Raw genomic sequence first — 22,641 nt, forward strand, 5'->3', positions numbered from 1 at the left:
ATGGCGTTCACCCGGTTGGTGCCCCCTAACTCGATCGACCCGGTGTCGACGCAGGGCCTTCGCGACGAGGTGCGGCAGTTCCTCGACGACCAGCGGGCGGCCGGGGCGTTCACCCCGTCGGTGGACGCCTGGCTGTCGGGATGGGACGAGAACTTCACCGCCGCGCTCGCGGCGCGCGGCTGGTTGGGAATGACGGTGCCCGTCGAATACGGCGGCCACGGGCGTTCGTTCCTGGAGCGGTTCGCCGTCACCGAGGAGTTGCTCGCCGCCGGCGCCCCCGTCGCCGCGCACTGGATCGCCGACCGGCAGATCGTGCCGTCGTTGCTGAAATACGGCACGGAGTCGCAAAAGCTGAGTTTCCTGCCGCGGATCGTGCGCGGCGAGTGCTTCTTCGCGATCGGCATGAGCGAACCGGAGTCCGGCTCCGACCTGGCCGGCGTGCGCACCAGGGCGCGGCGCGTCGACGGAGGCTGGTCGCTGACCGGCACCAAGGTTTGGACGTCGGGCGCACACCTCGCGCACGCGTTCATCGTGCTCGCCCGCACAACGCCACCGGATCCAGAGCACCGGCATGCCGGGTTGAGCCAATTCATCGTCGACCTGCGCGGGCCCGGCGTCGAAGTGCGCCCGATCGTCTCGATGAACGGCGCCCACCACTTCAACGAGGTGATACTCGATGAGGCGTTCGTCCCCGACGACATGGTGTTCGGCGCAATCGGCGACGGCTGGCGGCAGGTGACTTCCGAGCTGAGCTTCGAGCGCAGCGGACCCGAGCGGTACCTGTCGACCTTCGTCCTGCTGGCCGCCTGCGCCGACCGGATGGCGGCGAACGCCATTCCCCGCAACGCGGATCTGGGGAGGCTCGTTGCGCGGGTCACCGGCCTGCACCACATGTCCACCGCGGTGGCCGGCGCGTTGGAACGGCGCGAGCCGGCCGACATCCCCGCCGCCCTGGTAAAGGTGCTCGGCACCAGCACCGAAGGCGACATCGCCGAGTTTGCCGACCTGCAGGACTCCCCCGATCGGATCTTCGCGGACTTGGTGCGTGCCGCCGTGGACCAGCGGCCCGGGTTTACCCTGCGCGGCGGCACCAACGAGGTGCTTCGCGGAGTCATCGCCCGCGGATTGGGGCTGCGGTGAGCGCCCGGCCGTCCGTCGACGAAGCGTTGGCCGACATGATGGGTGCCGTCTTTGCCGGTCACCGCGAAAAGCTCGCGGGCGCAACGCTCGTCGAGCGGGGCTCTGATCTGTGGCGCCAGCTCGCCGAACTCGGTCTTCTGCGCCTCACCGGTGCGGTCGAGCACGGCGGCAGCGGGGCCGGGTGGTACGAGGCGGCCGAACTCCTGAAGGCGTCGGTGCGCAGCGGTATCCGGATCCCACTGGCGGAGCACGACTTGTTGGCATGCTGGCTCCTGGAGGCCAACGGGTCGGCCGCCGACGGCGCGGCGCGGACGGTCTGCGTCGTCGACACGCACGGCGTCGCGACGGAGGTGCCGTGGGCGAGCATGGCCGAACGGGTAGTGGTCGTATGGCGCGCCGACGGACAATATCGCGTCACCGACGTTGCCCCCGAAAGGCTCAGCATCACCCCCGGCGTCAATCTGATCGGTGAGCCACGCGACACCGTGGCTGCCGAGCTCTCCGGCTTACAGGGAAAAACAATCGGCCCGACCCTTCTGCGCCAGCTGCGGCTGAAGTCAGGGTTGGTGCGGGCGATCCAGGTGTGCGCCGCCCTCGACGAGATACTGCAGCTGTGCATCGAGCACGTCAGCTCGCGAACCCAGTTCGGGCGCCCGCTGTCGAAATTCCAGGGCGTTCAGCACCTGGTCTCCGACATTGCCGCCGAGGCCGCGCTCGCCAGGGCCGCAACCGAGGCGGCGTTGACGGCCGGCGTCACGGCGGAGTGGTCGAGCCCGACGCTGGAATTCCTTGTGGCCGCGGCGCGTTCGTGTGCGGGCTACGCGGCATCCGTGGTGGTCAGAAACGCCCACCAAGTGCACGGCGCCATCGGCACCACCCGTGAGCACCGCCTGCATGAATTCACCAGGGCTGCGCTCGCGTGGCGATCGGAGTTCGGTTCGATGCGTTACTGGGACGACGTCGTCACCGACGCCGCAATGCACGCGAGCGCCGGGGGCTTGTGGAGCCTCATTACCGAGTGACACGGACGGTGTTCCACTGATCGGGCGGTCGCGGTGCCGCCGCGGTCACAATGGGGTTTGATTCGATGCCATGAACAACGACGTCACGCTGTCGGAACTGCAGGAGTTCATCGGCGAGTTCTGGTACCACTACGACGAGGCCCACTACGACGAGCTTGCGGTTAGATACGCCCATGACGTGCGCTACGTGACTAGAAGCGATTCGGGCGCAAGCCCTTTCGAGGAACTGATGTCGCCCGAACTCAACGGCCGCGATGCGGTGATGGACTGGCTGTCCGAGCACCGCAAGCAGAGCCCGTACCCACTGCGACACCACGCCACCAACATCCACCGCACCGGGACCGACGGTGCGATCACCCGGGCGCGGTTCTACATCCTCGTCAACCAGATCGCCAACTTCGTGCCGTTCGCGGTGTCCAGCGGGGTCGTCAACGTCGGCGTGCGGCGCGGCGCAGACGGACTGCAATTCACGGAGATGGACGTGGTTCTGGATGCGACGAACTCGGTCCTGCTGGCCGACCTGCATGCCGACAGCACCGCACCGTCATGACCGCCGGCGACGCATTCTCCGGCGGCGTCGCCGTCATCACCGGGGCTGGATCAGGGATCGGTGCCGGTTTGGCGCGGCACGCCCACCGGTTGGGCATGACCGTGGTGCTCGCCGACATCGACGCCGACGGGATCGCAGCGCTGCGCGGCGAACTGCGCGCGGCCGGCGGCACGGCCGTCGACATCGTCTGCGACGTGCGTGATCCCGAGGCGGTGCAGGACCTCGCGGACCGGGTTTATCGGGATTTCGGCGCGGTGCGGCTGCTGGTGAACAACGCGGGGATCGAACAGTTCGGCTATCTGTGGGACACGCCGGTGACGAGTTGGCAGCGCGTCGTCGACGTCAACATCAGCGGAGTCTTCTACGGCGTGCGGGCATTTCTGCCGAAAATGATGTCCGTCGACGAGCAGGCGTGGGTGTGGAACGTTGCGTCGGTCGGCGCCGTCGTGGCAATGCCGTTGCAGACGCCTTACATCGTGAGCAAGCACGCCGTGCTCTCGATGACCGAATGCCTCTGCACCGAGGTTCAATTGGCGGGACACGACCACCACATACATGTGCAGGCGGTGTTGCCCGGACCGGTGGTGTCGAACATCTTCGAATCCGCGGGCGGCGTCGATGCCACGGAGGCCGCCGATGTCGGCGCCGCCGAGACGCATCGCGCGGCCATGCTGGACATCAAAGCGGTGGGGATGGACCCATTGGCGGCCGCCGAGACGCTGTTCCAACAGGCCGCCGAGGACCGATTCTACCTGCTCACCCATCCCCAAGTCGGGGCGGCGATGGCGGAGCGCGCGGAAGTGCTTGCCACGCAACGACCCCCGGCACTGCGCACGGAACGCCGGTTCGGTGCCGACCAGCTCTGAGGCGGGGACCTGCGGACTGGACCCCGATGCCGCCGCTCGCATCGCTTCGTTCGGTGACATCCCACCGATGCGCCAGCGCGGGCTCGCGGCGGTGCGCGCCGCGCTCGAATCCGCGCCACCGCCCGAGTCGATGGCCGAGATGGCCGCCGTCACGGAAGAAGCCATTCCCGGTCCCGCCGGCGACCTCCCGGCACGGGTCTACCGTCCCGACACCGGGAGCGCCGGACCCGTGCTGGTGTATTTGCACGGCGGCGGGCTCGTGATGGGGTCGAACCGCTCGTTCGAGCCCCTGGCCCGTGAGCTGGCTGCGGCGTCGGCGGCCACCGTCGTAGCGGTCGACTACCGCCTGGCCCCGGAGTGGCCGCCGCCCGCGCAGTTCGACGATGCGTACGCCGCGACGCAATGGGTGTCACGGAACGCCCGCCATCTCCGGGTCGACCCCGAAAGACTCGGGGTGATCGGCGACAGCGCCGGTGGCGCACTGGCGGCCGGCGTCGCGCTCGCCGCCCGTGATCGCGGCGGGCCGCCGATCCGAACGCAGGTGCTGCTTTATCCAGGCCTGGACCGCGACATGACGGCTCCGTCGGTCACCTCCTTGGCCGACGCCCCGATGCTCACCCGCGATGACATCGACTACATGCACTCCCTGGTCGACGGGGATGCGGGTGCGCCCAGCAGCCCATACCTGGTTCCCGCATACGCATCCGAGCTCGCCGGGCTCCCTCCGGCCATCGTCGTCACCGCGGAGTGCGACCCGATCCGGGATTGGGGTGAGCGGTATGCGAATCGGCTGCGGGACGCCGGCGTGCAGACCACCCTGACCCGTTATCCCGGGATGTGCCACGGATTTCTGATGCGTTCCGATGCCACGGCGCGGGGCCGGCTGGCCATCGCCGAGATCGGCGCGCTACTACGGGCCAAGTTCGGCCATCCGGTCGAAGTTTTGACGTCCCGGTGACCGGGTCACCGCCGCGCGCATCGCCACCACGCCGCCCACAATCAGACCACGAACTTCCAGAGGAGACAGCTGATGCTCACCGACGACCGGCGGATGGAGCTTTCCGACGTGTTACGGCCGGCCGCGCCGCCGCGCGAGATCGACAACGTCTATACCGACGATCAGCGCGAACGCCTGCTCGACGTGGTACGCACCGAAGGGCCGTGGCGGTTGATCATCGCGCAACACTTCGCGTCACCCGATGAGCTGATCGCCACCATGAGCGGCCTTTTCCCAGAAGGCTTCACCCCATCGCTCGACCTGTTCCTGACCCCGACCTTCCGCGGCTACCTCGCCAATTACGGTGCGGTGCTCTACCCCGAGCTGTACGACTGCTTTTACAACGCGCGGTTCCTCGAGATGGCTAAAAGCTACTGGAACGCCCAGTACGCCAAGCCGCAGCTGATGCTCTTCAACATCAACGGGCCCTGTGCCAACCGCGACCCGGGACATCTGGACTCGCCGAGCTTTCGCGGCGTGCGTCATGAGAACGCGCCGACCTGGCTCACCAGCGTGATGGGCAAGTCCGGCCTGTTCGGCGAGTACCTGATCAAGATGGCGCAGGTGATCACTTGGTTCTCGCTCGATCCCGGGAGCGGATTCACCTACTGGCCCGACGGGCCGCTCAAGGCCCCCAAACGCGTGTTGCCGCCGATCAACAACCGTGGCGTGGTGGTGCAGAACGAAATGATGGTGCATCGCGGCGAAGCGAACGGACCACTCGAACAACAAGTTCCGGCCGGATTGTCGTTCGACACCGTCTTTTCCGGTGACCCCGGTGATCGGCATCAATGGTTGCTCAAGAACGGCGACGAGGTGATCGCCCGCCACCCCACCGGCCAACTGCGGTTCCTGGTGCACTGGTCCGCAGAGGTGTTCACCGACCATGACGAGCTGAAGAAGAACATGGAGGGCTCGCACGACCTGACGATCGAGAAGGCCATCGACATCATGGTCGACGACCTCAACGGCAGGGGCATCAAGCTCGACATTCCCAGTGAGCCATTGCACGACCCGGCGTTCATCGGCGCGCTCAACGCCGGCTATGACTTGGGCGGCCCCGCCGTCTACCCCGAAGAGGCGCCCATCAGCGCATTCCAGCTCGCATGACGGACCACCTCACCGCCGAACGTCGACCTGTCTGCACGGAAACTCCTTCACCGCCACCATAATTCGACGGCCGGCGGAATAAGGGTCAAACAGTTTCGTCGACGATCGCCAAACCGCCACGCCGTACGGCCTCGAGCATCGACCCCTGCAACGCCGAACACGCCAGGAACACGCCGCGACCGCCGGGCGTGGAAATCCTCTGTGCTTCGGCCCGCTCGACGCACCGGGCCGTCGCATCGGCGTTCCACTGCACGCTGGTCTGATTCCAGCTACTTTTGCGAGCCAGTACCTGCGCGCCGCACCTCCGGCACCAAACGGGGCACATCGGCATCTCGTCGAGGCGATTGTCCTGCCGGACAGGCGAATCGAGCGGCATCACACTAACCGGCACCCTGCGCGGCCATGTTGGCCTCGACCTCTTTCATCCACGCCTCGTAGGGCCGGGTGGTGTCGAGCTCGAACTCGAAGCGGTCCACCATGTCCGGTTGGACGTCGGCGGCGTCGACGTAGAACTGCTGATACCAGCGACGTAACTGGTAGACCGGCCCGTCCTCCTCGACCAGAAGCGGGTTGTCGATGCGCGCTTTGTGCCGCCAGATCTGCACGTCCTGCTCGAACCCGATCTTGACGAAGTCGCCCAGGCTGATCGCGGTCTTCAGCGCCTCATCGCCAGGCAACTTGTCCGACTTCTTGACGATGATGCCGTATTGCAGCACAAAGGAATTCGAGTCGATCGGATAGTGGCAGTTGATCAGGATCGTCTTGGCGTCGCCGTCGGTGTAGTGGTAGGTCAAGTCGTCGATCATGAACGACGGCCCATAGTAGGACGCCACCGACGTGGTCCCCAGCATCGTGGTCCCCTCGGGGCTACCGATGTCGGGTCGGCTCCCGCCGTTCATGTACTGGGTGGCCACCTGCCCCTCGAAGATGTTCTTGAAATAGGTGGGCAACGAGCCGTGGATGTAGAAGAAGTGGGCCATGTCCACCACGTTGTCGATGATCTCGCGACAGTTGCTGTGCACGACAGTGGTGTACCAGTGCCAGTCGGTCCACTCGTCGCTGGTGGCACCCTCGATGCGCGGGATCGTGACCTCCGCGGGCGGCGGTTTTCGTTCCGGGTCGTTCCACACGAACAACATCCCGTCCTGCTGCAGCGTGGTCCACGCCGCGGTGCGCGCCAACTTCGGCGTCCGCCGGCTGTAGGGCACCTGCTTGCACCGCCCGTCACCGCCCCAGCGCCAGTCGTGGAACGGGCAGGCGATCTCGTCGCCCTTGATTTCGCCCTGCGAGAGATCACCGCCCATGTGCCGGCAGAAGGCGTCAAGGACGTTGATGGTGCCGTTCGCGCTGCGGAAGACAACGAGCTTTTGTCCGAAGGCGTTGACGGCGTGCGGCTTCCCATCACCGAAACCCCGAGTCAGGCCCAGGCAGTGCCAGCCGCGGGCGAACCGCGTCGGAACGGCCTGCGCTTCAATCAGCCGAACTTCGTCGACCTCGGACTGCGTCGTCATAGGGATGATTAAACTCCCGTCGCTCCGTTTGCGGAGCCGCTTGTTCCCACTGATCAGGACGGCTCTTCCGTTGCCGGGCGGCCTGGGCATACGGTTTTGCGCGTGAACCCCCAGAGCGCGACGATCCCCGCCGGGCTACCCGTGGCCGATATGACGGTCGACCTGCTGGTGGTCGGGTCCGGGACCGGCATGGCCGCGGCACTGGCCGCCCACGAACTCGGGCTGTCGGTGCTGATCGTGGAGAAGTCGTCGTACGTGGGCGGGTCCACTGCCCGGTCGGGCGGCGCGTTGTGGCTACCCGTCAGTCCCATTCTGCGAGACGCCGGCGCCGGGGACTCCCCCGAGCGCGCCGTCGCGTATCTGGACTCGGTGGTGGCGGGTTCGGCCCCGCCACAGCGATCGGCCGAATTCGTGGCCCACGTCCCGGCGACGGTCGACATGCTGCGCCGAGCGACCCCGCTGCGGCTGTTCTGGGCCCGCGACTACTCCGACTACCACCCCGAGGAGCCGGGTGGCAGCGCGGCGGGCCGGACGTGCGAATGCCACCCGTTCGACACCTCGATCCTCGGCCGGTACCGCGCCCGCTTGCGCCCCGGCGTGCTCGAGGCCGGTGTCTCGATACCGACGACGGGCGCCGACTACCGGTGGATGAACCTCGTGGCCCGGGTGCCGCGCAAGGGCATCCCGACGTTCGGCAAGCGGGTGGCCCAGGGCTTCGGCGGGAGGCTGATCGGTCGGCGCTACGCAGCGGGCGGCCAGGGTCTGATGGCCGGGCTGTTCGCGGGGGTGCTGCGCGCCGGCATCCCGGTGTGGACCGACTGCCCGCTCGTCCGCCTGCAAGGCGACGGGCAGCGGGTGACTGGCGCGGTCGTCGACCATGACGGGCGCGAGGTGACGATCACCGCCCGGCGCGCAGTGGTGCTGGCAACGGGCGGTTTCGACCACAGCATGGACATGCGGTGGAAGTTCCAGTCCGAGTCGCTGGGCGCCAATCTGAGCCTGGGGGCCCAATCCAATACGGGCGACGGCATTCGCGCGGGGCAGGAATTCGGCGCCGATATCGCTTTGATGGATCAAGCCTGGTGGTTTCCCGCCATCGCGCCCCTGCCGGGCAAGGCGCCGGCGGTAATGCTGGCCGAACGTTCACTGCCCGGAAGCCTCATCGTCGACCAAAACGGCCACCGATTCGCCAACGAGTCCGCGGACTACATGTCGTTCGGCCAGCGGCTGCTCGAGCTGGAGCGGTCGGGCAGCCCCGTGGACGCGATGTGGATCGTGTTCGACCAGCAGTACCGCAACAGTTATGTCTTTGGCGCCGAACTGTTCCCGCGCATGCGCATCCCGCAAGCCTGGTACGACGCGGGCATCGCGGTGCGTGCGGACAACCTCGGCGAGCTGGGTGCCCGGATGAACGTGTCGGTGCCGGAATTCCGCGAGACGATGACGCGGTTCAACCAAAACGCCGCCGCCGGTGAGGATCCCGACTTCGGCCGGGGGCGCAGCGCCTACGACCGCTACTACGGCGACCCCACGATCAAGCCGAACCCCAATCTGCGCCCGTTGGTCAACGGCCCGTTCTACGCCGTGAAGATGGTGCTCAGCGACCTGGGCACGTGCGGCGGACTGAAGGCCGACCAGCGCGCACGGGTGCTCCGCGAGGATGGAAGCGTGATCGCCGGCCTGTACGCGATCGGCAACACCGCCGCCAACGCGTTCGGCACGACGTACCCGGGCGCGGGGGCGACGATCGCGCAGGGCCTGGTGTACGGCTTCATCGCGGCCCGCGATGCGGCGGCGCGGGACGCGACGCGCTAGCGGCGATCGCGAGGGCGGCGAAGCCGGGCGAAGCGGGTCGCCGCCATCAGGATCAGTCCGCTTTGCGTTTGGCCTCGACCTGCTTCTCGACCTCACGCCAGTAGCCGGGCATCGGGCGCGGCTGCCCGAAGCCCCCCTTCGCCGCCTTCTTCAGAATGGCGTCCGCCCCGTCGATGTCCTTCATCAGTTCGAGCGCGAATTCGCGCTCCGCGGCGTAGTACTTGGCCGCCCAGCGAAGCGCGATCACCGAATACGCCCATGCGGGTTGGGCCTCGGCGCCGTCGGCGTCCTCAACCGCCTTGCGGTGCCTGGCCTCGGCGTAGGCGACGTGTTCGGCGAGCAGCTCCTTGAGCCGGGCCGGGTTGCTGAGGTGACCAAACGTCACCCGCAGCAGGACGCTGTGCTTGAGCACCGGGGGGTCCACCGGGGCGTTGTTGGTCCAGTCGGTGACGGCGGCCATCCCGGCCGGCGTGATCCTGTAGAGCCGGCGGCTGCGCGGGCCCTCGTCGCGCTCAACGCGTGAGGTCACCAGGCCCAGCCCCTCGAGCTTCTTCAGCTCGGTGTAGATCTGGCTATACGACGGACTCCAGTAGTACAGATCGACGCTCCAGTCGATCCACTTTTTCAGGTCGTAGCCGGAGACCTCCTCCTCGTAGGACATCATGCCCAGCAGCGCCCAACTCGTGGCGGCAAGCGCCGCCTTCGACTGGCCGGTAGGGTCCGGTTCGGAGGCCACGGCGCAAGGTTAACAACCCGCGACGAGGATCTGTTTGACGCGGACCGCTGGGCGGGATGCAGTGTGGTGGGCGATGGTCGCAAGGGATACAGCCGGTCCCCGGGCATGCGTGATGGGCTTTGGAGGAAACCACCATGAAATTCGCGTTCCCCCTGCCCCACATGGTGCGCCTGCCGGCGATGACGCAACCCTGGGAGGCCGCGGTCACGGGGCCCGACCAGACCCGCATGGTCAAGTGCGCCGACCGGTGGGGCTACGACATGATCGCCGTCCCCGAACATCTCGTCATCCCCACCGAGCACGTCGAGCTGTCCGGGCCGCACTACCTGCACTCGACGGCCGCCCAGGCCTACATCGCCGGCGCGACCGACCGGGTCGCCGTCAATTCCTGCGTCACCATCCTGCCGTTGCACCAGCCGATCGCCCTGGCGAAGGCGCTGGCCACCGCGGACTGGATGAGCGGGGGCCGGATGATGGTTACGTTCGGGGTCGGCTGGCTGGCAAGGGAATTCGAGCTCCTCGGGGTGCCGTTCGGCGAAAGGGGACGCATCGCCGACGAATACCTGGCGGCCATCGTGGAGCTGTGGACCAGTGACACCCCGCGATTCGAGGGCCGCTACGTGTCGTTCGACGGCATCGCGTTCGAGCCGAAACCGGTTCAAAAGCCCCACCTTCCGATCTGGATCGGCGGAGACGCCGATGCCGCGCTGCGCAGGGCGGCCAGGTACGCGTCCGGCTGGTGGCCGTTCCTGACGCCACCCGAACAGATCGCCGACAGGCTCGACTACCTCAAATCCCAGCCGTGCTATGACGGCCGGCCGTTCGAGGTGATGTACGGGCTGAGCACGAACCGGGTCGGTGAGGGACACGTCGCACGCGACGACCCGGCCGGACGGCCCGGCATGAGCGCCGACGAGATCGTCGACCGGTTGGGCTGGCTCGCCGGCCAGGGCGTGACGGTCAGCGCCGTACCCATCCCCGCCGTCGGCGGCGTCGACGAATACCTCGACTACGCGCAGTGGGTGATCGAGGAGATCAAGCCCAAAGTGGCCGGACCGATCACCTGATCGTCAACCCGCGCTTGCGCACCCACCACACCGCGGTGGCCGTGCCGAAGACCCAGACGCCCACGGCTATCGCCAGGTGCACGAAGCTCTTGGTGTCGCGACCGAACACCGGCCAGATCATCGCGGGGAGCTTCGTCCAAAGCACCTTGTGCTCGACCCCGTTCATCGGGTCGGCAATGTAGTACAGCGCGTACGGAAGGGTCAGCACCGTCAGCCAGCTGCCCGTGCGGCGCCGGTTGCCGCGCTGCCGCCAGCGCCGGATCAGCGGCTCGACGCTGACCGGATGCAGCACCGAGATCAGGTTGCCGATCCCCAGCCAGGAAACGATGGGCACGGCGACGGTAGGGATCGTGATCCCCAGCCGCCCAGGCGTTTCCAGGCACAGCGTCAACGCCATGGCCGCCAGCAAGGTGGGCAGCCCGACGATCGCAAGCAGGGCGAGGTTCTTGATCAGCAGGATTCGCCAGAACGGCATGCCGTCGGACAGGCCCGCCAGGACGCGATAGTGATCGGCGCCGAAGAGGTTGGTGGTGGTGACGTCGGCCAGCACCCACGATGAAAAGTAGGTGCCAATCAAAATCACCCAGTCGGTGTGGTGGCGGCCGATGGTCAGCGGCTGCACCAGTAGCCATGCCGCGGCGAAGATGATGTTGGCGACCACCCCCATCAGCCACGTGCGGGGCGCGGTGAACGCCCACCGGATCTCCGCGCACACCGCCGCCAGGCCCGGCTTCTCGAAGTCCTTGGCAGCCCGCCGGGCGGCGTCGGGCCGGGGCGCCGACGCGCGCACGGCGGCGCGCAACGCGGCACGCGCGCGCGGGTGCATCGGCCGCTGCATCTCGGTGGCGATCAACTCACGTGCTCCTGGCAATCGATCGATCAGCGCGTGGTCGAAAACTTCATGCCAGGCAGGATAGCGACATGAACCGCAAGCGTGTCGTCATTGCCGGGCTTGGAGACGCGGGTGTCCTGGCCGCGATCCGGCTGTCCGGGCACGCCGACGTCGTCGGCATCTCCGTCAAGCCCGCGCTGGTCAGCGGCCAGGAACTCGGCGTTCGGCTCTCGCGCCCGGACGATTGGGCCCGCGATTACTGGATTCCGTTCGACCGGTTCCGGCGCCTGGACCGGGTGCGGACGGTGCAGGCCCGGCTGACCAGCGTGGACCTGGCCGCCCGCACCGTCCTGGGCAAACGCGCCGACGGGGCGGAGCTCGCCGAGGAGTACGACGCGCTGATCATCGCGACCGGGGTCAGTAACGGCTTCTGGCGCCGGCCGACGCTGCAATCGGCGACGGAGGTCGGGGCGGAGCTGCGCGCCGCGCACGACCGGCTGGCGGCCGCCGGTTCCGTCGTCGTCGTGGGCGGCGGCGCGGCGGCGGTGAGCAGCGCGCTCAACATGGCCACCACGTGGCCGGACAAGCGGATCGACCTGTACTTCCCCGGATCGCGCGCCTTGGGTGAGTACCACCCACGAATTTGGGACCGGATTCGCGGCCGGCTCACCGCCCTGGGCGTGGGCATCCACCCCGGCCACCGCGCCGTCCTGCCCGACGCCTTCGCGGGCGACGAAATCACGGGTGACCCGGTGTCCTGGAGCACCGGACAACCCCCGGCCTACGCCGACGCCGTGCTGTGGGCGATCGGGCGGGTGCGCCCCAACACCGATTGGCTGCCGCGCGAGCTGCTGAACGAGGACCGGTTCGTACGCGTGACCCCAGAACTGCGCGTCCCGGGGCACCCGGCTGTCTTCGCGGTCGGCGACGTCGCGGCGACCGATCCGCTGCGGAGCTCGGCCCGCAACCGCGGAGATGCGTTGGTGGCCCGCAATGTCCGGGCCGAACTCAGCGGCGGGCGGCTCGAGACCTACCGTGCGCCGACGCGGCGGTGGGGTTCGCTGGTGGGTATCCAACCCGACGGGCTGGAAGTGTTTCTGCCCACCGGGCACGCGTTCCGATTTCCGTTGTGGTCGGTCGAGCGGGTGGTGATGCCGTGGATCGTGCGCTGGGGCATGTATCGCGGTGTGCGGGAGAACAATCCGCTCGGCTGAGATCAGGCGCCGTTGAGCAGCAGCATGAGCCCGTAATCCATGTGGATCTGCTGGTGGCAATGCAGCAGCGACAGGCCGGGCTGGTCGGCGACGAAGTCGACGTCCATGCTCTGGTAGCCACCCAGCATCGCGACGTCCTTGCGCACGCCGGCCGTCGGCGTGCCGGCGAAGTGGGTGATTTCGAATGTGTGCCGGTGCAGGTGCATTGGGTGCAAGTCGTCGCTGGCATTGCGGAAGCGCAGCCGGTAGCGCTTGTCGCGCTGCACATTGAGCACGGGTTGGTTGGTGTCCATGGAAAACGGTGTGCCGTTGAACGTCCACACGTTGAACCCGTTGTCAGCGGCGTTGCGCTTCTCGATCAGCAGCTCGATGGTGTGATCGGGTGGCGGGGCCGGCGCCGGGTTGGGCGGCGCGAACAGCCGGTAATCCCACTTGGACGGCGGGGGCGTCGCCCACTGCGGATCCCCGCCGCGCCCGGCATATTCGACGACGACGCCCATGCCGTGGCCGCGGTCATCGTCGGACAGGTCGCCCAGCACCCACACCCCGGGGTTCTCCATGGTGACCACCGCCGAAATGCGTTCGGCCGCACCGAGCCACAGCACGGGCACCGGCGCCGGGTTGGGAACGGGATTGCCGTCCAGCGCAACCACGTTGAAGGTGTGCCCGGGCAACGCCAAGCTGCGGGTCTCGGTGGCGCTGCCGTTGAGGACGTGCAGCAGAACCTTTTCGCCGGTCCGCACGCGGATGGGATCGCCGTGGCCGAGCATCCGGCCGTTGACGGCGAACGCGCCGTAGCCGACCTCGAAGCCGCGGGGTTCGCCACGGGCCAGCGAGGCCGCCATCGACGACTCCCCCCTGGCTTTGAGCTCCGGGTCCTCGTCGCCGGCCAGGAATTCACTGGCCATGTCGCCGCCGCGGCTGAACGCGGGCTCGAATTCCTTCAGCGTCAGGAAGACCTCTTGGTCATAGGCCCCGGGGTTCTGCCTGGGCTCGATGTAGACGGGGCCGACGAGTCCGGTGTACTGACCGCGGGACAGGTCGGATCGCGGCACCACATGGGTGTGGTAGAAGCGGAAGCCCGCCGGGCCGGGGACGAAGGAAATCCGCCGCATGCCGTGCGCGGGGATGTAGGGCGTGCCCTCCTCGGCGGAGCCGTCGACGTCGACGCCGACGTGCTGGCCGTGCCAGTGCAGCTGCTCGGGGGAATCGGTGTCGTTGAAGACGTCCACCGTCGTCCGCTGACCCTCTTTGAAGCGCAGCAGCGGGCCCGGAAACTGGCCGTTGTAGGTCAGGGTCGACACGACGTGACCAGGCGCCAATTCGACTGCCCCCGTGCCGATTCGCAGCGTGTAATCGGCCTTGGCGCCGGGTGGAGCTGGCCGTGCGCACGCGCCCCCGCTAGCGGCGAGCGCGGCCAGGCCGCCCCACTTGAAGAAGTCACGCCTAGCGAGCGACACGTCATCGCCCCCGCGGGTAAGCGTCGAGAACGGGCAGGAGGAAGTCGATGCGCTCGTCCAATTCGCTTGCCACCCTCTCGAATTCGCGGTAGCCGCCGGCCGACGGATCGGGCAGGCTCCAGTGCATCGTCGTCGCCAGGTGGTGGCCGCGCGCGTACTCGCGGACCTTGTCGCACAGCGTGATCACGCAGTCGAAGCGACGCCGCGCCACCGCGGTCAACGGTTGCGGCCGCTGCGCTGCGAGGTCGACCCCGTACCGGTCGCGCATGATGCGAATCGCGTCGCGGTGCAGGTGCGGTTTGGGATGGCTGCCGGCGCTGGCGGCGCGGATGCGGCCCTGGCCCCGTCGCCGAAGCAGCGCCTCGGCCATCGGCGAGCGCGCGCTGTTGCCGGAACACAGGAACAGCACCGAGCGCGCCGCCGGCTTGGCGGCAGGAGTCGGCGCCAGCGCCGGGTGCAGCGCCAGGGCCGACTCGCGGAACGCCCCCGCGCAGCCCGTCAGGTTCAGCCGGTAGTAGGTGTCGCGACCGTCGAAACTGCTGCGCCGTGCGTCGACGAGGCCGGCCGAGCGCAGCAGCCCCAAGTGATACGAGATCAGGTTCTGCGGCTCGTCGACGGCGGCAGCCAGTTCCCGCACCCGGAGGTCGCTGCCCGCCAATTCGGTCAGCAGCGCCCAGCGCACCGGGTGCGACGCCATTCGCATCAGCGACGGAACCGCCGTCTTGCTCGCCGCCATCCCAGCAGACATTACATCAAACTATTTTGATAGGTTGGCCGCTGCGTGCGCGGTGAGGAGACCGATTGGCCGACAAGAACTCCGGCGAGCTTCGCCGAAGCCTGGGTTTGTTCGACGCGGTGACGATCGGGCTCGGCTCGATGATCGGCGCCGGGATCTTCGCTGCGCTCGGCCCGGCCGCGCGCGCCGCGGGCTCGGGCCTGCCGCTGGGCCTGGCGGTGGCCGCGGTGGTGGCCTACTGCAATGCCACCTCGTCCGCGCGCCTGGCCGCCCGCTACCCCGCCTCCGGCGGCACCTATGTTTACGGCCGCGAGCGGCTGGGCGACTTCTGGGGATATCTGGCGGGGTGGGGCTTCGTCGTCGGCAAGACCGCCTCGTGCGCCGCGATGGCCCTGACCATCGGCTCCTACGCGTGGCCCGCGCACGCGCACCCGGTCGCCGTAGCCGCCGTGGTGGCGCTGACCGCGGTGAACTACGCCGGGGTGCGGAAGTCGGCCTGGCTGACCCGCGTCATCGTCGCGCTCGTCCTCGCCGTGCTGGCCGCGGTGGTCGTCGCCGCGTTCACGTCCGCAGCGGGCGACGCGGTACACGTCCGCCCGGCGGGGAGCACCGTCGGCGGGGTGATTCAGGCCGCGGGGCTGTTGTTCTTCGCCTTCGCTGGCTACGCGCGCATCGCCACCCTGGGCGAGGAGGTGCGCGACCCGGCGCGCACCATCCCCCGCGCGATACCGCTCGCCCTCGCCATCGCCCTGGCCGTCTACGCGCTGGTGGCCGTGGCCGCGCTCTCGGTGCTCGGGCCGCGGCGCCTCGGTCAGGCGACGGCGCCGCTCGTCGACACGGTGCGGGCCGCCGGGACGGCCTGGCTGGTTCCCGTCGTCCAGGTGGGGGCTGCCGTGGCGGCACTGGGCTCCCTGCTGGCGCTGATCCTGGGCGTCTCGCGGACCACGCTGGCCATGGCCCGTGACCACCACCTGCCGCACGCTCTCGCAAGCGTGCACCCGCGGTTCGGGGTCCCCCACCGCGCCGAACTGCTGATCGGCCTCGTGGTGGCGGTCCTGGCCGCGACCGCCGACCTGCGCGGCGCCATCGGGTTCTCCTCGTTCGCCGTGCTCATCTACTACGCCGTGGCCAACGCCTCCGCGTTCACCCTCGAGCCCGACGAGGGCCGCCCGCACCGCGCGATCCCGGTGCTCGGATTGGTCGGGTGTGTCGTCTTGGCGTTCGCGATGCCGCTCTCGTCGGTGCTGTCGGGCGTGACGGTGCTGGGGTTGGGCGTCGCCGCCTACGCGATTCGGCTCGTCCGCGCGAAGTGAGGGTGGCGCGCTGATTCGATAAGTGCTTATATAGAAGAATGTCGAATCAACAGGTGGCATGCTGCCCGACCCTGGGGACGGCCGCGATGGCCGAGTCCCAGGCCGCCGAGCTGGCGACGATGTTCAAAGCCCTGGGCGACCCCGTGCGCCTGAGGTTGTTGAGCCTGATCGCCAGCCACCCCGGCGGCGAGGCCTGCGTCTGCGAGATTTCGGCGACCTTCGACCTTTCGCAGCCGACGATTTCCCATCACCTCAAGTTGCTGCGCTCGGCCGGGCTGCTGGACTGCGAGCGACGCGGCACCTGGGTGTACTACTGGGTGATTCCCGCCGCGCTGCAGCAACTTTCGTCGGTCTTGAAGCCATGAGCACGCCGACGTCCACCGCAGCCGCGGCAACGGCCCGGCTCCCTGTCATCGACCGGTTCCTGCCGATATGGATCGGTGCGGCGATGGCCGCAGGCGTGTTGCTTGGACGCATCGTTCCCGGGCTCGGAACGGCGCTGAGCGCGGTTGCGGTGCAAGGGGTTTCGCTGCCGATTGCGGTCGGCCTGTTGGTCATGATGTATCCGGTGCTGGCCAAGGTCCGCTACGACCGGCTCGACGAGGTCACCGCCGACCGCAAGCTGATGGTGTCCTCGGTGTTGCTCAATTGGGTGATCGGTCCCGCGGTGATGTTCACGCTGGCCTGGTCGCTGCTGGCGGATCTGCCCGAGTACCGCACCGGCCTGATCATCGTCGGGCTCGCCCGCTGCATCGCGATGGTCATCATCTGGAACGACCTGGCCTGCGGGGACCGCGAGGCAGCGGCCGTGCTGGTCGCACTCAATTCGCTGTTCCAGGTGGTCATGTTCGCCGCCCTGGGCTGGTTCTACCTATCGGTGCTGCCCGGGTGGTTGGGCCTGCCCCAAACCGGCATCCACGTCTCGCCATGGCAGATCGCCAAGGCGGTGCTCATCTTCCTCGGCATCCCGCTGCTCGCCGGGTACCTGTCTCGGCGGCTGGGCGAACGGATCCGGGGCCGCGACTGGTATGAGATGCGGTTTATCCCCCGCATCGGGCCGTGGGCGCTGTACGGGTTGTTGTTCACCATCGTGATTCTGTTTGCGCTGCAGGGCCATGCGATCGCGTCCCGGCCGGGGGACGTGGCCCGCATCGCCATTCCGCTGCTGGCCTACTTCGCGATCATGTGGGCGGGCGGGTACGGCCTCGGCCTGCTGCTGCGGCTCGGCTATGCCCGCACCGCCACGCTGGCATTCACCGCCGCCGGGAACAACTTCGAACTGGCCATCGCGGTGGCCATCGCGACCTACGGCGCCACGTCGGGGCAAGCCCTCGCCGGGGTTGTCGGACCACTGATCGAGGTGCCCGTGCTGGTTGGGCTGGTCTACGTTTCGCTTGCGCTGCGCGCCCGGCTGTTCCCGGCCGAGTCGACCCGAGGGACCCGCGCCGATGTCCGGTAAACCCAGCGTCCTGTTCGTCTGCGTGCACAACGCCGGACGCTCACAGATGGCCGCCGCCCTGCTGAGCACGATGGCCGACGGCCGCATCGAAGTCCGCTCGGCCGGAACGCAACCCGCCGACGAGGTCAACCCCGTTGCGATTGCCGCCATGGCCGAACGAGGCATCGACATCGCCGCCGCCGACCCGAAAATCCTCACCGGCGACGACGTGCGAACCAGCGACGTCGTCATCACCATGGGCTGCGGTGACACCTGCCCGTACTTTCCGGGAGTGTCCTATCGCGACTGGGACGTGCCCGACCCCGCCGGCCAGCCGCTCACCACGGTGCGCGCCATCCGCGACGACATCGCCCACCGCGTCGAGGCGCTGATCGCCGAACTCCTGCCCACCACCCCATAGCCCCGCACCGAAAGAAAGGACACCTCATGTCTCGTGTGCAACTCGCCCTCAACGTCGACGACCTCGGCCAGGCGATCGCCTTCTATTCCAAGCTGTTCGGCACCGAACCGGCCAAGGTCAAACCCGGATACGCGAACTTCGCGATCGCCGAGCCCCCGCTGAAGCTGGTGCTGCTGGAGAATCCCGGCCACGGCGGCAGCCTCAACCACCTCGGCGTGGAGGTCGCCACCAGTGACACCGTGCACGCCGAAATCGCCCGCCTCGCCGAAGGTGGGCTGGTCACCGAGGAGGAGCTCAACACCACCTGCTGCTTCGCCAGCCAGGACAAGGTCTGGGTCACCGGTCCCGGCGGGGAACGCTGGGAGGTCTACACGGTGATCGCGGACTCCGACACCTTCGGAGAAACCACCGACGAGCCCTGCTGCCAGGCCTAGGGGCACCGCCCGATTCCCCCGCGGGCCCAGCGGGAACACTGACCGGATGGCCGACCCGGGAGAAGACGCGTTCGAAAAGCTGGTCGCGGTGCTGAACTACCCGATGTACGTCGTCACGACGCGGGCCGACGGCGTCGCGGCGGGCTGCCTGGTCGGGTTCGCCAGCCAGACCAGCATTCACCCACCCCGATTTCTGGTCGGTCTGTCCCGGAAGAACCACACATTCCGGGTCGCCACCGAGGCGACTCACCTGGCGGTGCACGTGTTCGACCACGAGCACCTCGACATCGTCGAGCTGTTCGGCAGCCAAACCGGCGACAAGATCAACAAGTTCGACCGCTGCTCGTGGCACAGCGGTCCGGCGCGGATGCCCATCCTCGACGACGCGGCCGCATGGTTCGTCGGCGAGATTCTCGAGCGTTTCACGCTGGGTGACCACGTAGGGCATCTGCTCGCGCCGGTGGACGGCCGGCCCCCGCGGGAACTGGAAAGCTGGGTGTCATTCAGCGACGTTCAGCATCTGGAACCCGGCCACGAGGCGTAGCAGTGATCCCCCGGGTGGGCACCGTCGCCGGCATCACCGAACTCGCATCGTTCTACGCCGATCCCCCGCCGGGCGTGCGCGCCAACATGATCTTCAGCGCCGACGGCGCGGCCGCCTTCGGCGGTCGAGCCGGTCCGCTGTCGTGTCCCATCGACCAACAGCTGCTGAAAACCCTGCGCGGCTTCGCCGACGTCGTCCTGGTGGGCGCCGGCACCGCGCGCGCCGAGAACTACGGCCCGGTGCGGCTCCTCGACCCGGCCCGGACCGCACCGCCCCCGATCGCGGTGATCAGCCGCAGCGGCCGGCTCCCGTCGAGGCTGTTCGGCGACCCCGACCAGCCACCGATCGTGGTGACGTGCGCGCACGCAGCGGCGGCGCGAGACGAGTTCGGCGACGGTGGGCGGCACGTATTGGTGGCCGGCGAAGAATCCGTCGACGTGGCGCGGGCCGTCGCGCTGCTGCGCGCGCGGGGGCTGCACCGCATCCTGTGCGAGGGCGGCCCGACCGTGCTCGACGAGCTGGTGGAAGCCGACGCCGTCGATGAGATCTGCGTGACTTTGGCGCCCAAACTCGCCGCCAGCCAGCCGGTGGGCCAACGTCTCACCCCGTCGTCGCTGCCCGCACCGGTGACGATGCGCCTCGAACACGCGCTGGCTTGCGACGGTTACCTGTTCTTGAAATATCGCCGCTGATTCCGCTCGACATGCAGCCGACGGGACCGCTTCCTATGATGGAAATGCCCGGTTGCGCACTCGTATCGAATCGCCTGCGCGGCATCATTTTCAATTCCTCGCCGTCCACTTTCTCGAGCCACACAGAGGAGGACTATCGGCCAGGTGAGCAGCTCAAAAGACGACCATGACTACCGCAATCTGGCGGTCAACCGGCTGCGGCCCAGCGAACTTCAATGGGCGCTGAACCACGACGCCGTACACGGGATCGCGTACGCCTTCAAGAATCCCGTCGCCGTCGCCGAATCCATCGACGATCCGGACGACGACAGGATGACCTATCTGGTCCGCGTCAAGCGCGATGACCTGGCCAACGCGTTCGGCAAGATCAACGACTGGATCACCGAAAACCCCGGCCCCGCCGGGATGCAGGCGTTCGGATTCGTCCGCGCCCTGTCCCGCGAAGGGCTGACCGAACGCACCAACGGTGACGACGAACTCCGTTAATCCGCGTTGCCCAATTAGCTGGCTTTCGCTATTCGCCGTGCCCAGTGGCCTGTGAAACCTTAGCCTTATGCCTGCGCACGGTCGGTGACTGAGGAGTCGGGATGGGTGACACGACCGCGGATTCGCGGGAGGGTTCGCAGTTCGGGCCATATCTGCTGCGGCGGCTGATCGGTCGCGGCGGCATGGGCGACGTCTATGAGGCCGAGGACACGGTCCGGGAACGCACCGTCGCGCTGAAGCTGATGTCGCAGACGCTGTCCACCGACCCGGTCTTCCGCTCCCGCATGCAGCGCGAGGCCCGCACCGCGGGCCGGCTGCAGGAACCGCACGTCGTCCCCATTCACGACTTCGGCGAGATCGACGGCCAGCTGTACGTCGACATGCGTCTGATCGACGGCAAGGACCTGGCCACCATGCTGAGCCGGTACGGGCCGCTGTCCCCGCCCCGGGCGGTGGCCATCGTGCGCCAGATCGGCTCGGCGCTCGACGCCGCGCACGCCGCCGGCGTCCTGCATCGCGACGTCAAGCCGGAAAACATCCTGGTGAGCGGCGACGACTTCGCCTACCTCGTGGACTTCGGAATCGCCAGCGCCACCGCCGACGAAAAGCTGACGCAGATCGGCACCACCGTGGGCACCGTCAAATACATGGCCCCGGAGCGCTTCAGCGACTCCGAGGTCACCCATCGGGCCGACATCTACGCCTTGGCCTGCGTGCTGTACGAGTGCCTGACCGGATCCCCGCCGTATACCGGCGACCAGATCAGCGTGATGGGTGCCCACCTGCACCAGGCGATCCCGCGGCCCAGTGCCGCGCGGCCCGGCATCCCGGTCGCCTTCGACGCGGTGATCGCCCGCGGCATGGCCAAGGATCCCGCGGACCGCTACGCCAGTTGCGGTGACCTGTCGGCGGCGGCCTACGCGGCACTGGCCGAACCAGACCAGGACCGGGCCACCGACATCCTGGCGCGCAGCCAGGTGGCGCGGATGCCGGCGGCGTTCGCCGGCCAGCAGCCCGGGGGAATCGCCCAGGCCGCCCCGGCGCACGCCCCTTCGTCCGGTCCGATGTGGTCGGCGCCGCCACCGCCCGGGGGTCCGGTGCCCCAGCCGACAGGCTGGGCCGGTTCCCCCAGTTGGACTCCCAGCATCGCCGGGGCGCCGCCATGGGGCCAGCCGCCGCGGCGCAGCAGAAAGCCTTGGCTGTGGGTGGGCGTCGCCGCCACCGCCCTGGTGGCCACCGTGGGCGTGGCGCTCGCCGTCGTTCGGCCCTGGGAGTCGGCGTCGCCGCCGGAGCCGACCAAGCCGCCGCCAGCACCGGATGCCGTCGCGCTCCGGGTCCTCGATGACGGTGTGTTCGTCGGCAGCTCGGCGGCGTCGATGACCATCGACGTGTTCAACGAACCCATCTGCCCGCCCTGCGGCAGTTTCATCAGGTCGAACGCGGGTGACATCGAGAGCGCGGTGAACAACAAGAAGCTCGCGGTGCGCTACCACCTGCTCGACTTCCTCGACGACAAGTCACACAGCAAGAACTATTCGACCCGGGCGGTGGCGGCGTCGTACTGCGTCGCAGCGCAAAACGACGCCAAGACCTACACCGCCTTCTATTCGGGCTTGTTCGCCAGCAACTTCCAGCCGGCGGAGGACGCCGCGGAGGACCGCACCGACGGCGAACTGGCCCAACTGGCCAAGAACATCGGCGCGGACGCCGACGTGCTGACGTGCATCAAGTCCGGGGACGACGTCGGCACAGGCAAGGCGAAGTCCGCGGCCGGGTACGCGACGCTGTCCGGGCTCAACGCCAATTCGACACCGTTCGTGTGGGACGGCACCGCGTCGGTGAACTATTCCGACCCGACCTGGCTGACGAAGCTCATCGGGTAGCGGGCGATGATCGATGACACCCGGGCGAGCGACAACGACCGAAACCGGACCTGCGAAGCGCTCGACGCGGCCCTCGGCGACGGCCAGCTGTCGACCGAAGAGCACCGCGAGCGGGTAGCCGCCGCAACCAGGGCGACCACGCTGGGCGAGCTGCGGTCGCTGGTGACCGACCTCCAGATCCGCCCGGCCGCCGCACGACCGCCGTCGACGCCGGCCGGAATCAATAGGCGCCGGGCCTGGATTGCCGTGGCCGTCGCGCTGGTGCTGCTCGGCGCCGGCCTCGCCTGGGGACTGCAGCGCGACACCCCTTCGGCCCCAGCGCCATCCGCCCCCCCCACCGCGGCCCCCAGTAGCTCCGCGGCCATGCCCACCAC

General features: G+C 68.4%; 23 protein-coding genes and 1 pseudogene. 18 read left to right on the forward strand and 6 right to left on the reverse strand.

What is annotated here, in order from left to right; all coding sequences use genetic code 11:
• From A5750_RS07620 to A5750_RS07645, 6 genes are all read left to right on the forward strand, one after another.
• Complete coding sequence (locus tag A5750_RS07620; protein WP_066953944.1) at nucleotides 1-1,140, forward strand: acyl-CoA dehydrogenase family protein; 1,140 nt, start codon at nucleotides 1-3, stop codon at nucleotides 1,138-1,140.
• Nucleotides 1,137-2,162 carry an acyl-CoA dehydrogenase family protein gene (locus A5750_RS07625; RefSeq protein WP_066953674.1) on the forward strand — a complete coding sequence of 342 codons (1,026 nt, stop codon included), beginning with the start codon at nucleotides 1,137-1,139 and terminating at the stop codon, nucleotides 2,160-2,162. The genes A5750_RS07620 and A5750_RS07625 overlap by 4 nt, the downstream gene beginning before the upstream one ends.
• Before the next feature lie 70 nt (nucleotides 2,163-2,232).
• Entirely contained in the window at nucleotides 2,233-2,712 is a 480-nt protein-coding gene (locus tag A5750_RS07630) for a nuclear transport factor 2 family protein (protein ID WP_066953673.1), read from the forward strand.
• Complete coding sequence (locus A5750_RS07635) at nucleotides 2,709-3,578, forward strand: SDR family NAD(P)-dependent oxidoreductase (RefSeq protein ID WP_066953672.1); 870 nt, start codon at nucleotides 2,709-2,711, stop codon at nucleotides 3,576-3,578. The genes A5750_RS07630 and A5750_RS07635 overlap by 4 nt, the downstream gene beginning before the upstream one ends.
• Before the next feature lie 67 nt (nucleotides 3,579-3,645).
• Nucleotides 3,646-4,536 (forward strand): alpha/beta hydrolase, encoded by an 891-nt coding sequence (locus A5750_RS07640; RefSeq protein ID WP_082948211.1) that lies wholly within the window; start codon nucleotides 3,646-3,648, stop codon nucleotides 4,534-4,536.
• Between the two features lie 72 nt (nucleotides 4,537-4,608).
• A complete protein-coding gene (locus A5750_RS07645; RefSeq protein WP_066953670.1) occupies nucleotides 4,609-5,685 on the forward strand; it encodes a hypothetical protein in 1,077 nt (358 codons plus the stop codon).
• 85 nt (nucleotides 5,686-5,770) lie between these two features.
• Here A5750_RS07645 and A5750_RS07650 read toward each other — a convergent pair whose 3' ends face one another.
• Both A5750_RS07650 and A5750_RS07655 read right to left on the reverse strand, forming a co-directional pair.
• Complete coding sequence (locus tag A5750_RS07650; RefSeq protein ID WP_066953938.1) at nucleotides 5,771-6,061, reverse strand: ferredoxin; 291 nt, start codon at nucleotides 6,059-6,061, stop codon at nucleotides 5,771-5,773.
• A 4-nt stretch (nucleotides 6,062-6,065) separates the two neighbouring features.
• Nucleotides 6,066-7,196 (reverse strand): Rieske 2Fe-2S domain-containing protein, encoded by a 1,131-nt coding sequence (locus A5750_RS07655; RefSeq protein ID WP_066953668.1) that lies wholly within the window; start codon nucleotides 7,194-7,196, stop codon nucleotides 6,066-6,068.
• 102 nt (nucleotides 7,197-7,298) lie between these two features.
• Here A5750_RS07655 and A5750_RS07660 point away from each other — a divergent pair, with 102 nt between their 5' ends.
• A complete protein-coding gene (locus A5750_RS07660) occupies nucleotides 7,299-9,011 on the forward strand; it encodes a 3-ketosteroid-delta-1-dehydrogenase (RefSeq protein ID WP_156659550.1) in 1,713 nt (570 codons plus the stop codon).
• Between the two features lie 52 nt (nucleotides 9,012-9,063).
• Here A5750_RS07660 and A5750_RS07665 read toward each other — a convergent pair whose 3' ends face one another.
• Entirely contained in the window at nucleotides 9,064-9,747 is a 684-nt protein-coding gene (locus A5750_RS07665; protein WP_066953666.1) for a PadR family transcriptional regulator, read from the reverse strand.
• Between the two features lie 134 nt (nucleotides 9,748-9,881).
• On the opposite strand from A5750_RS07665, the gene A5750_RS07670 reads away from it, so the two are divergent.
• Entirely contained in the window at nucleotides 9,882-10,814 is a 933-nt protein-coding gene (locus A5750_RS07670) for a TIGR03619 family F420-dependent LLM class oxidoreductase (protein WP_066953664.1), read from the forward strand.
• Here A5750_RS07670 and A5750_RS07675 read toward each other — a convergent pair.
• On the reverse strand, nucleotides 10,807-11,652 hold the full coding sequence (locus A5750_RS07675; protein WP_369817359.1) for a hypothetical protein: 846 nt from the start codon (nucleotides 11,650-11,652) through the stop codon (nucleotides 10,807-10,809). The two genes, A5750_RS07670 and A5750_RS07675, sit on opposite strands and share 8 nt — an antisense overlap.
• 83 nt (nucleotides 11,653-11,735) lie before the next feature.
• Between A5750_RS07675 and A5750_RS07680 the strand changes: the two genes are divergently transcribed.
• A complete protein-coding gene (locus A5750_RS07680; protein WP_067261860.1) occupies nucleotides 11,736-12,860 on the forward strand; it encodes an FAD-dependent oxidoreductase in 1,125 nt (374 codons plus the stop codon).
• 2 nt (nucleotides 12,861-12,862) lie between these two features.
• On the opposite strand, the gene A5750_RS07685 is transcribed toward A5750_RS07680, so the two are convergent.
• Together A5750_RS07685 and A5750_RS07690 are read right to left on the reverse strand one after the other, a co-directional pair.
• On the reverse strand, nucleotides 12,863-14,320 hold the full coding sequence (locus A5750_RS07685; RefSeq protein ID WP_066953660.1) for a multicopper oxidase family protein: 1,458 nt from the start codon (nucleotides 14,318-14,320) through the stop codon (nucleotides 12,863-12,865).
• 1 nt (nucleotide 14,321) lies between these two features.
• Entirely contained in the window at nucleotides 14,322-15,068 is a 747-nt protein-coding gene (locus tag A5750_RS07690; RefSeq protein ID WP_231989155.1) for an ArsR family transcriptional regulator, read from the reverse strand.
• A 128-nt stretch (nucleotides 15,069-15,196) separates the two neighbouring features.
• Here A5750_RS07690 and A5750_RS07695 point away from each other — a divergent pair, with 128 nt between their 5' ends.
• The 9 genes and pseudogenes from A5750_RS07695 to A5750_RS07740 form a co-directional block, all read left to right on the forward strand.
• Nucleotides 15,197-16,369: an APC family permease gene (locus A5750_RS07695; RefSeq protein WP_369829481.1), complete on the forward strand. Its 1,173-nt coding sequence runs from the start codon at nucleotides 15,197-15,199 to the stop codon at nucleotides 16,367-16,369.
• Nucleotides 16,370-16,407: 38 nt separating this feature from the next.
• Nucleotides 16,408-16,734 carry a helix-turn-helix transcriptional regulator gene (locus A5750_RS07700; protein WP_066953654.1) on the forward strand — a complete coding sequence of 109 codons (327 nt, stop codon included), beginning with the start codon at nucleotides 16,408-16,410 and terminating at the stop codon, nucleotides 16,732-16,734.
• Nucleotides 16,731-18,228 (forward strand): annotated as a pseudogene (arsB, locus tag A5750_RS07705) (ACR3 family arsenite efflux transporter). The gene A5750_RS07700 and the pseudogene arsB overlap by 4 nt, the downstream one beginning before the upstream one ends.
• Nucleotides 18,229-18,254: 26 nt before the next feature.
• Nucleotides 18,255-18,662, forward strand: coding sequence for an ArsI/CadI family heavy metal resistance metalloenzyme (locus A5750_RS07715; protein WP_066953645.1), 408 nt, complete (start codon nucleotides 18,255-18,257; stop codon nucleotides 18,660-18,662).
• 46 nt (nucleotides 18,663-18,708) lie between these two features.
• Nucleotides 18,709-19,206 (forward strand): flavin reductase family protein, encoded by a 498-nt coding sequence (locus tag A5750_RS07720; protein ID WP_066953643.1) that lies wholly within the window; start codon nucleotides 18,709-18,711, stop codon nucleotides 19,204-19,206.
• Nucleotides 19,207-19,208: 2 nt separating this feature from the next.
• Entirely contained in the window at nucleotides 19,209-19,898 is a 690-nt protein-coding gene (locus tag A5750_RS07725) for a pyrimidine reductase family protein (protein WP_082959063.1), read from the forward strand.
• A 144-nt stretch (nucleotides 19,899-20,042) separates the two neighbouring features.
• Nucleotides 20,043-20,384, forward strand: coding sequence for a hypothetical protein (locus A5750_RS07730; protein WP_066953634.1), 342 nt, complete (start codon nucleotides 20,043-20,045; stop codon nucleotides 20,382-20,384).
• Between the two features lie 101 nt (nucleotides 20,385-20,485).
• Nucleotides 20,486-22,267 carry a serine/threonine protein kinase PknE gene (locus A5750_RS07735; protein ID WP_066953632.1) on the forward strand — a complete coding sequence of 594 codons (1,782 nt, stop codon included), beginning with the start codon at nucleotides 20,486-20,488 and terminating at the stop codon, nucleotides 22,265-22,267.
• A 6-nt stretch (nucleotides 22,268-22,273) separates the two neighbouring features.
• Nucleotides 22,274-22,641 (forward strand): DUF1707 domain-containing protein (locus tag A5750_RS07740; protein ID WP_156664291.1); only part of this gene is annotated, 368 nt, incomplete at its 3' end.

This window comes from Mycobacterium sp. 852002-51613_SCH5001154, from assembly GCF_001667425.1.
Taxonomy (GTDB): Bacteria; Actinomycetota; Actinomycetes; order Mycobacteriales; family Mycobacteriaceae; genus Mycobacterium.